The sequence below is a fragment of the Streptomyces coffeae genome, from assembly GCF_016741875.1.
In the GTDB taxonomy this organism is placed as follows: Bacteria; Actinomycetota; Actinomycetes; order Streptomycetales; family Streptomycetaceae; genus Streptomyces; species Streptomyces coffeae.
On sequence record NZ_JAERRF010000070.1, the window covers coordinates 1 to 9,702 of the forward strand.

Here is a 9,702-nt window from a genome sequence, read left to right on the forward strand (position 1 = left end):
CGAGCCCACCCGACCAGGGATGCAGCCAGGACGGGAGCACGAGACCCCGGGCACTGTCGGCGGATTCCAGAGGTCGTTGCAACACAAGTGATCAACTGGCTGTTGCCAGGAGCTCAGCGAGGCACTCGGCTGGGGTTTCCCAGCCGAGCGTTTTGCGTGGTCGGCTGTTGAGTGCGGCGGCGACGGCCGCCAGGTGCTTGGGGTGTGTGCCCGGACAGGTCGGTGCTTTGGGGGAAGTACTGCCGCAGCAGGCCGTTGGTGTTCTCGTTGGAGCCGCGCTGCCAGGGGCTGGCCGGCTCGCAGAAGTAGACCGGGACGTCGGTGGCGAGGGTGAAGGAGCCATGGGCGGCCTTCCGGTCCTCACTCGGGAGGAGTCTTCTCCGTAGGTGCGGACCCGGATCGGCAGGCTGCCGTCGGGAAACGCGGCGAGGGCCGTGGCCGCGGTCTGGTCCGGAACGGCGGGCAACCCCTTGGAGGCATCGACATCGGTTGCCCCCCTGCAACCGCACGACACAGCAGCGGCCAGCAGGGGCCGTCCTCCCGACAACATGCGGATTCACACCGGGAAATGAGCAACAGAGTCTCCCTGCTATGGTGCGCCGATGTCATCGATCAAGCAGTTCCAAGTCACCTTCGACTGCGCAGAACCTGCGCGCCTCGCCGGTTTTTGGTGCGAGGTGTTGGGGTACGTCGTACCGCCGATCCCGGAGGGGTTTGCCACTTGGGAGGACTACCATCGCTCGCTGCCGCCTGAGGATCAGGTCACCTACTTCGCGTGCAGTGATCCCTCGGGTGCTGGCCCGCGCCTGCTCTTCCAGCGCGTTCCCGAAGGGAAGATCGTCAAGAATCGGGTGCATCTCGACGTGCGGGCCGGCACCGGACTCGTAGGTGAAGAGCGCCTCGCCACACTGGAGGCCGAATGCGCACGACTGGTCGCGCTCGGTGCGGTACACGTGCGAACGCTGCTTGCCGATGACGAGAACGAGTCGTGCATCCTGATGCAGGACATCGAGGGCAACGAGTTCTGTCTCGACTGAGCATCCTCCGCGACGGCGAGATTGGGGGGAGCCGTCTCCCTCACGCCTCTCTTCAAGGTGGTCTCGTGTGGGGCGGAAGTCATCCAGTGAGGGCGAGGTTGTGAAGTCGGGCGATGCCGAGCATCGCGGTGTGAATGCCGTCGCCCTTCAGGCGGCAGTCACGAAGGATCTTCCAGGTCTTCATCCACGCGAAGACGTGCTCGACGCGGGCCCGGACCTTGCGGTGGGACGTGTTGTGCTCCTCCTTCCATGCAGGCAGTTCGGTCTGGCCGCGTTCGTGGCGGTGTGGGATGACCAGGCCGGTGCCCCGGTAGCCGCCGTCCGCGATGACCGTGGTCCGGCCGACGGCGGCCTTCGCACCGGACAGTTCCCACGCCTTGCAGTCGTTGCGGTTGCCGGTGACCGGCCGGCCGACAGCGGCGACGAGTCGGGTATCGGCGTCGATTACCCCCAGGCGGAATTGGATGATGTTCGAGCACAGCTTGAACACGAAGGCTCTCCCCCGCCGAGGTCGATCCTCGCGTGACCGCCCGTTGGTTGCGCTTAGCGCCTCAGATCCGCGAACTCGCTGCCCGCCTTAACCGCCCCATAGCGACGCACTGAGATCGGAGACCTCGCTCGACATGGAAATTCAAGGCAACTGTAGCGACCAGTTCGGCGCAGTACGGGAGACGTTCGCCGACTCCTTACGCAGCGGAGCGGATGTCGGCGCCTCGGTGGCGATCTACCTCGACGGCGAACTCGTCGTCGACCTGTGGGGAGGGTACGCCGACCCGGCACGTACCCAACCATGGCAGCGCGACACCATCACCAACGTGTGGTCCACCACGAAGACGATGACCGCCCTGTGTGCTCTCGTTCTCGCCGATCGCAACGAACTCGGCCTGTCCGCACCGGTCGCGAAATACTGGCCCGAGTTCGGCATCGCCGGAAGAGACCGCATCGAGATCCGGCACCTGCTCAGCCACACCGCTGGTCTCCCCGACTGGGATCAGCCCATGACACTTGACGACTTGTGCGATTGGGAGAAGGCCACCACCCTTCTGGCCCGCCAGTCGCCCCGCTGGGAACCTGGCACGGCGTCCGGCTACCATCGGTTCACCTACGGCTTTCTGATCGGCGAGGTCATCCGCCGCATCTGCCAGCAGTCAATCGGCACGTTCTTCGCCGAACAGATCGCTTCGCCACTGGGCGCCGATTTCCACATCGGCCTCGCAGCCGAACACGATCACCGTGTCTCCGAGGTCATCCCCTCACCCGGCCCCGCACCCGCAGCCAACCCACGGGTGACCATTCCGGTCGGAGCGTACGTGACCGCCCAGGACACCTGGAGCGCCCAGTGGCGCCGCGCCGAGATCCCTGCCGCGGCAGGCTACGGAAACGCACGATCTGTCGCCGCTATCCAGTCGGTACTCGCCTCCGGAGGCCGGACGCCATGGGGGCGCCTTCTTTCCGAAACAACCTGCCGCGCGGTGTTCGACGAACAGTCCCACAGCATCGATCTTGTACTCGGCATTCCCCTGCGCTTCGGCATCGGCTACGCCCTGAACGCCAGCGATGCGCCGGTCACCACGACCAACGTCCGTACCTGCTACTGGGGTGGAAGGGGCGGATCACTGGTTGTCAACGACCTCGACGCGAACATGACCATCGCGTATGTGATGAACCAGATGACCCACCTCGGCCTCACCGACCCACGCGGTCAGAAGCTACTCCAGGCCGCCTGCAAGGCACTGACGCTGAACTAAAGCTAAAAAGCCCTGGGTTGTTCGCTTCATTCGCGCAGCGCTGACGGGAGCAGTGTCCTGGGCCCCGCGGGCCGCGGGGCGCCGGGACAGCGGTGCCTCCAACTGGTCAGCGCAGGAGCGCCAGGACGACGCCAACGATCTCGGTGACACGAGGTCCTTGGCTGCGGTGAGTGCTCGGGAGAACCCTTCCAAGGCCGATCAGCATCCCGCCCAGCGGCTTCCCTCCGACCCGGGAGCCGGTTGCCGGTACACCGGGGAATGGACCGTGGTGACGTCCCGCTGGGGACTGTCGGCAGACCCGAACGAAGTGACCGCGCTCACCGAACTCGCGGACGGCTGCCGCGACACCCGGATCGCCTACACACCTGCACGCTGAAGTCAGCAGTCGCGAAGCATCGCGCAGATGTACTATCCAGCACCAACATGAAAAGCGAACCCAGACGAGGGAGCTTGTGGTGGACACCTCTGCCGATAACACCAGCCTGAAATCCCAGTACGCGGCGCAGATCACCGCCGATCTCGAACGCAACTCTGCCGAGCACGAACGCCTCAGCTCCGAGGTCACGGCGTTGCAACAGAAGCTGTCCGTGCTGGAGAACAACCGGGCGCTGCTGCGAAGCATGCGGCAGACCCTTGGTGACGAAGCCATCGGTGACATACCGGGGAACGCCGATGTCAGCAGCTCTCAGGATGGTGCGTCCGCTGCACGGAAGTCCACAGAGCTGCCGGCGGCGCGCAGGCCGAAGAAACAGGCTGACACAACCAGCGGCAGGCAGAAAGAGGCAGGGTCAGGCAGGAGGCGCGCCAAGCGAGTACGGGAAGCAGGTGTTCCCACTCTGCGGGAGCTGGTGCGTGATGACCTCACCCAGCACCGTGAACCGCGCTCTGCAGCCGAGGTCACCGCCGCCCTCGCCCAGGCTCTTCCGGACCGCGAGGTCAAGGCAACGGTCGTGCGTAGCACCCTCGAGTCACTCGTAGCCAAGGGCGAAGCTCACCGCACCAAGCAGCAGAAGTCCGTCTTCTATGCGGCTGCCACCCCGAATGCAGCCGTCGGCGAGGCTGCGCCCAGTGAGACACCCGCTTCCTGAGTAGTCGTAGACCGAGTGTCCAAGAGCCGGGGGTGGGGTGGACCGTGACTCCCCCGGTCCTCTGGGGTAAGCGCGGCGATGGCGGCGCGTGTGTGGTCCAGGTCGTCGCCGGAGTCGAGGACGACGGTGACCGTGGGCGAGTGTCGCAACTCAGCATGGTCAGACGGCGACCACTCTCGCCGCCTCCCCACAGGGGTATGTGGATCGCCGACGCCAGGCGCTTCTACACCCGCGGCGGCATGAACACGTGGCGCAGCTGGAGAAGCTCGGCATGGTCTGGTCGCACTACGACGTCGCGTGGGAGGAGGGCCTGGCCGCGGCGCGCCGGTGAGCCGCCGAAGCGGGGCCAGCTTCTGGCCCCGCTGGACGCCACCCGCCAGGGTTACAAGGTGAGGATCTGGCCTGGCTGAAGAACGCCAGGGTTGCCGCCTGCGCGGCCCAGTGGTCAGCCGGTACGGCCGGGCGCAGCGTGGGGAGCAACGCGGGGAACGCGACCCGCATCTCGACGCGGGCCAGCTGCTGACCCAGGCACTGGTGGATGCCGTGGCCGAAGGCCAGGTGCCCGCCGTCCTGCCTGCGAAGGTCGAGCACGTGGGGATCGGCGAAGCGCTCGGGGTCGCGATTGGCAGTGTTATACGACAGGATCACCTGCGAGTCGGCCTTGATGGTCTGTCCGCCCACCTCGACATCCTCCAGCGCCGTCCTCATGAACATCTTGGCGACACTGAGGTACCGCAGCAGCTCCTCCACGGCCCGGTCGGCGAGCGCGGGATCGGCGCGCAACGTGGCCAGCCGCTCCGGGTTGCGCAGCAGCGCGAAGGTGCCAAGGGCCAGCATGTTCGCGGTGGTGTCGAGCCCGACCACCAGCAGGAGCAGGGCGATCCCCTTCAGCTCCTCGTCGGTCAGATCGCTGTTGGTGAGGTCGCTGAGCACGTCGTCGGTGGGGTTCGCGCGTTTGGCGGCCACCAGCTGCGCGAGGTAGTCCTGGGTCGCGGTATAGGCCGCTATCAGGTCCTCGTCGCTTGTCTCCCCGTTCGTGAACGAGTCGACCTGCTCCTGGAAGGACCCCCGGTCCTGGTACGGCACCCCAGCAGCTCACAGATCATGATGGTGGGGATGGGCTTGGCGAACGCGGTCACCAGGTCCGCCGGCGGCTCGGCCTTCTCCATGGCGTCCAGGTGGTCGGCGGTGACCCCGGCATCACCTGCTGGGCGACGCCGCCCACCTCATGTGCGGCGGGATCTACTTGAGTTCCTGCGCCGAGCCGGAGCCGGAGATGGCACGGCGGCGGGCCGCACGTCTGGGAGTGCCCGCCGCCTGAGCCTCGGCCCGCCGAACCGTTCGCCTCGGCGGCGCTCTGGCCCTCGCCTGGGCCGAACTTCTCTACAAAGGCTTGCAGCATAACCACCGTGCCGACCTTGTCTCCCCGAGTGGCCCTTCACCGCGGGCGGTCGCTACCAGGAATCCGACGGTGGACTTCATTGAGGAGCCTGCGAAGGCCGGCTGACCTCTGCCGCTACCTACCTCGACGGCCAGACGCCCGTCAGGGCGGCTGGCCGTCCCACGTTCGGGGCCATGGCAGTGCCGTCATTTCTCATCGGCATTCCAGAGCCCGTTGATCACCAACTGCCTCCGGAAACCGTCGAATAAGCGCTGTTCCTAGAAATCAACGAAGCGACGCGAGTGACCCTCAGGCGCGCGGCATCAGCCACAACTGCGGGAACGCCAACATGTCGTCAAACAGGTTGAACGCCGGGTGTTCCATGGTGACCGTTGAGGCGGCGCCGGTGAAGAGCTTCAGCAGTCGGGCTTCGAGTACCCGCATCTTCGGGTAGTCGTTTGCGATCGGCTGAACCAGGCGATAGCCGATGGTCGAGTGGAACTGGTAGGTGTCGAAGTTGTCCGCGCGTACGTCCAGCAGCGTGCTCAACTCGCGGCGGGCACGCCACAGGGCGTTGCGGGTGGCGTCGTCGGCCGGGGTCAGGTCCATGGTGAAGTTCGCCTCGAATGGACGGAACCCCTTGACCTTCATGTTGATCGGACCGAGCGGCGTCAGGCCGGAACCCTGCGCCTGGAGACGGGCGAGCACCCGTTGCGACACCTGGGAAACGTCCGTGCAGTCAGCGAGCCACGCCGGGAGGGTCTTGTTCTTGACGTGGTTCTGGGTGATGACGTCGAAGACAGTCATGTGCAGGCTGTTGTGGGGCAGGCAGACGTACTGTGGCGCGAGGTCGGAGTCCTTCATGAGCGCCATGGCCTGCTGCTCGGCCTTGAAGAACGCCGAGTCCTGCGGCACCGGGCACACGAACGTATTGCCCCGAAACCGCTGAGCGTTGCCGTCCAGATCCCACTTCATGCCGGGGCCCGCCGCCAGCGGAGCCCGGTACTGCCCGGAGTCGGCTCCCGAGTTCTCGTTGTCCTTGCGGTTGCCCGCGTCGTACGCCTCGGCCGCAACGGGCTCGGCGGCCGCGTGATCCGCCAAGGCCAAACTGGTGGCAAGCGCACCCGCCGTACCAAGAAGCATCGAGCGTCGGTGCAGGGCGTTCATCGGGTTCCTTCTCTCCTGGTTGGGGATCGCCAGCCATGAGACGGTTGCTGCTTGAACGGTCAATGAACTCCATCCATGAGACGCCCCTTGGCAGGGCTAACAACCCGGAAGAACCGCCTAATCACCATTTGCAAGGGTTCAGGACGGCCGCTGCGCGGTCATGCCCTGGCGCGCCGGCTCGGACGCAGTGCCAGTGCTTCCGGGTCGCCTGCTCTTGCGCCGTTGGTGTCCGTGACGCAACCGTCGACCAGCGACGCTCCGGCTGGCCTCTGGGCAGTGGCCGCAGTGGCCGGTCTACTTCAACCCCGGCAACAGCCCCACGGGCGCGGCCCGCGGCGCCGTTGCGGGCCGGGCAGCAGAGCCCCAGAGGTGCCCCGGTCTGAACCCGTTGGTACCGCTGCTCGTCATGATGCGGGCGTGCGACGCGGTCGACGCCCAGTGGCACCCCGACGATTCCCAGGAGCCCGGCGCCCCGCTGCGCTGGCACAACTCCGCCCACCCGGAACTGTGCCTGACCGCCACCAGGCGGCAGGACGCTCTGGTCATGGCACTCCCGTGCACCGACAGCCGCGCCCAGATGTGGTGGGGCGACGCCCGCGCGGTGTCCACGTGGAGCGACGGCGACCAGCAGGTCCGGCTACGCGCGGCCAACGGCCTGTACCTGGCCACCCAGAACGGAGCCGGGGCCGACGGCACTCCGCTGACCACCTATCAGCAATGGCGCAGCCAACGGTGGGACATCCAGTACGCGGACATGGACTCCAACCTCGTGCGGCTCAAGGCGCCCAACGCCAACAAGTGCGCCACCATCCCGGACGACGATGTCGGAGCGCGTGCCGTGCTGCAGGGCTGCAGCCGCCTCGACAGCAAGAACGACGGCATGGGCTCGCGCTGGCTCGCGGAACCCTACGCCGACGGTTCCGTCCGCCTGCGCAACGAGGCCACACACCGCTGCCTGACGCCTCCGCCATGGGAGGGCGGCGACGTGGAGATCAGTGTCTGCACCGACCAGGCATATCAGCGCTGGACGATCGAACCGTGATGCCCTAGGAGCTCTCGATCGCCCGGTTCTCAGGCCGGGGCCCCCTGTCGCGGGCCCCGGCCGCATGCTGGTGAGCACGCACGATCGGTTTCCGACCGTAATGCCCTGCTGACCTTCACGGCAGACGGCTCCTGATCGCGCGGGTTCTGGCCGGTCGCCCGATCGGGCACACAGTTCACCGGGTTGATGCCGGCTGACCTCGCCTCGGTCGGATGTCGACATGCCCGCGTCCGCAGTGAGAAGGGCATCCGCTGGGGCGGTCGCCCACTCCAACCCGCAGCCTGATCAAACCCGGCGAAATCTACGAGGTCACAGCACTAGGCTCGACCGCGGATCATCGACAACAGCCGCCCATGAGTCTCGGCGTCCGAGGCCACTACGAGCCCACGGCATGCCTGCCCGACCGGAGCACCATCGACTCCGGTGACGACACAGCCAGCAGCCTGGCACAGAGCGACGCCAGCGGCGAAGTGCACGCTCTCGCGCAGGTCACCGCCATCGGTGACGTATGCGGCGCGCTTGCCGGCCGCGACCCAGGCCAGCGCCAGCGTCGTGGACACAACCCGCGGCCGGAACCGTTCGACGAACCCAGGATGAGCGAGCAAATCCACAGCCCTGAACGCAGGCGCGCTCGGAAAGGGCGGATCCAGGTTGAGATCCACCAGCTGGGTGGCCGCAGTCGGCGCCAGCTGCGTGTCGCCCCCGTCACGCCGAAGCCAAGCGGTCTCACCGTCGGTGAAGAAGACCTCACCGCTGAACGGATCGGCCACCGCAGCCGGGCCGTTGCGCAGTGCCACATTGACGGCAACCAGCATGTTGCCGACTGCATAGTTGAGCGTGCCGCACAAGGGATCCACCAACCACTGGCGCACGGCGTCAGCCACACCCTGCTGCCCGCCCTCCTCGCCGTGCACCGCATCCTCAGGCCGCGCAGCACGGATGACGCCGAGGATCGCCTCTTCAGCCGCCACATCGGCGTCAGTGGCGAAGTCCCCGGCACCTTTGTCGATGCGGGTAAGCCGCCGCCCATACCGGGCGCGCACCGCCTCCGCACCGGCCCGTGCCGCAGCTATCGCAACCTCAGCATCGTCAATGCTCGCATTTGAGTTGATCACGGCGTGCAGAGTATCGGGGCGACGCCCCCGCCGTACGCGAAGCCAGCCGACACCTCCCACGCCCGCGCACTCATCACTCCGGTGAACCTATGTGGTCACAGCACTAGCTGTTCTGCCCTGGGAGGTTGTGGACGGGCTGGGCGGGTCTGGGCTGGGTCAGCCTTGAACAGGTGAGGGCTTTCGGGTTCGGCGTGGATTGCGACGTCTACACCGACCGAAAGGCCCACGCGCCTTGCCCAGCAAGGGGCGTGGCAAGCGGGTGACCCCGCTGCCGGGCAACCGTCATGCCCGGCGCCACGTCGGGCCAAAGTACAGTGAAGCTGCGCCATCTTGAAGTAGCTGGTCAGGGTGCTGGTGTGACGCCGGTTCGGGGTGCTCGTGCTGGTCGTGAGCGGCAGTCTGGGGTGTAGATCATTGGTCAGGGGTGGGTTTGCGGATACCTGTCCGTCGTCGTGGGTGCCGCTCCTAGGCTCCGGCGCATGATGGATCCCGAAGTGCTGGAGCGGATCGCCGCGCGGCGTGCGGAGTGAGACGGGCTCGAAGAACAGTTGGTCAAGCAGCTGTCGGAGGTACGGGCTGAGCGGGATGAGCTCGCCGTGGCCGAGCGGGTGTGGCAGCGGATGAGTGAGCAACTCGCCGACGAGCGCACGGAGGCCGGGTCGCCGGTCGTCCAAGTGGCGGGTCGGGCGGTGCGGCTGGTTCCGGATCGTGCGCCGGGGTTGGCTGAGTCCGCGCTGCCGGCGGAGTACCAACGCATCCTGACCGCCGTGCGGCAGGCCGGCGGCCCGGTCTCCACCCGGCAGATCGGCGAGGTACTGGGCTTGGACACCGGGGTGAGGGGCAAGCTGGAGCCGCTGCGCGGGAAGCTCACGAAGCTGGCCGACCGCGGCTGGCTGCACAAACGACCCGATGGGAAGTTCACAACCCGCGCGTGACCAGGCCGCACAGAGACGGGGCGTAACCGAGCTGTCCCCGGCGGCTGTTGGAATTGTGTGACGAATACCAAAGAGCACGCCGGGGACACCGTGTCCCTGGTCTACCAATGCCGCCTGCCGCTGTCCACGCACACCCTGAACTACCTCGCCGACCTGCTGCGACGCCATCTGAAGGCCATACGCTCCTGG

General features: G+C 66.8%; 8 protein-coding genes and 3 pseudogenes. 6 read left to right on the forward strand and 5 right to left on the reverse strand.

What is annotated here, in order from left to right; genetic code table 11:
* Positions 1-91: 91 nt before the first annotated feature.
* Positions 92-350 (reverse strand): annotated as a pseudogene (locus tag JK363_RS40590) (IS30 family transposase); the annotation flags it as partial.
* Positions 351-602: 252 nt separating this feature from the next.
* On the opposite strand from JK363_RS40590, the gene JK363_RS40595 reads away from it, so the two are divergent.
* Positions 603-1,037: a VOC family protein gene (locus tag JK363_RS40595; RefSeq protein WP_201883355.1), complete on the forward strand. Its 435-nt coding sequence runs from the start codon at positions 603-605 to the stop codon at positions 1,035-1,037.
* A gap of 79 nt (positions 1,038-1,116) precedes the next feature.
* Here the strand turns inward: JK363_RS40595 and JK363_RS40600 are convergent.
* A pseudogene (locus JK363_RS40600) lies at positions 1,117-1,485 on the reverse strand (transposase); the annotation flags it as partial.
* A 175-nt stretch (positions 1,486-1,660) separates the two neighbouring features.
* On the opposite strand from JK363_RS40600, the gene JK363_RS40605 reads away from it, so the two are divergent.
* From JK363_RS40605 to JK363_RS40615, 3 genes are all read left to right on the forward strand, one after another.
* On the forward strand, positions 1,661-2,785 hold the full coding sequence (locus JK363_RS40605) for a serine hydrolase domain-containing protein (protein ID WP_201883356.1): 1,125 nt from the start codon (positions 1,661-1,663) through the stop codon (positions 2,783-2,785).
* Positions 2,786-2,837: 52 nt separating this feature from the next.
* Positions 2,838-3,161 (forward strand): hypothetical protein, encoded by a 324-nt coding sequence (locus tag JK363_RS40610; RefSeq protein WP_201883357.1) that lies wholly within the window; start codon positions 2,838-2,840, stop codon positions 3,159-3,161.
* 79 nt (positions 3,162-3,240) lie between these two features.
* Positions 3,241-3,873 carry a hypothetical protein gene (locus JK363_RS40615; RefSeq protein WP_307822097.1) on the forward strand — a complete coding sequence of 211 codons (633 nt, stop codon included), beginning with the start codon at positions 3,241-3,243 and terminating at the stop codon, positions 3,871-3,873.
* A 420-nt stretch (positions 3,874-4,293) separates the two neighbouring features.
* On the opposite strand, the pseudogene JK363_RS40620 reads toward JK363_RS40615, so the two are convergent.
* Together JK363_RS40620 and JK363_RS40625 are read right to left on the reverse strand one after the other, a co-directional pair.
* A pseudogene (locus JK363_RS40620) lies at positions 4,294-5,066 on the reverse strand (cytochrome P450); the annotation flags it as partial.
* Positions 5,067-5,563: 497 nt separating this feature from the next.
* Positions 5,564-6,421 (reverse strand): DUF1868 domain-containing protein, encoded by an 858-nt coding sequence (locus JK363_RS40625; protein WP_236076552.1) that lies wholly within the window; start codon positions 6,419-6,421, stop codon positions 5,564-5,566.
* A 406-nt stretch (positions 6,422-6,827) separates the two neighbouring features.
* Here JK363_RS40625 and JK363_RS40630 point away from each other — a divergent pair, with 406 nt between their 5' ends.
* Complete coding sequence (locus tag JK363_RS40630) at positions 6,828-7,463, forward strand: RICIN domain-containing protein (RefSeq protein WP_201883359.1); 636 nt, start codon at positions 6,828-6,830, stop codon at positions 7,461-7,463.
* Positions 7,464-7,780: 317 nt separating this feature from the next.
* On the opposite strand, the gene JK363_RS40635 is transcribed toward JK363_RS40630, so the two are convergent.
* Positions 7,781-8,578: an inositol monophosphatase family protein gene (locus JK363_RS40635; RefSeq protein WP_201883360.1), complete on the reverse strand. Its 798-nt coding sequence runs from the start codon at positions 8,576-8,578 to the stop codon at positions 7,781-7,783.
* A 548-nt stretch (positions 8,579-9,126) separates the two neighbouring features.
* Between JK363_RS40635 and JK363_RS43580 the strand changes: the two genes are divergently transcribed.
* Entirely contained in the window at positions 9,127-9,513 is a 387-nt protein-coding gene (locus JK363_RS43580; RefSeq protein ID WP_236076553.1) for a hypothetical protein, read from the forward strand.
* Positions 9,514-9,702 lie beyond the last annotated feature (189 nt).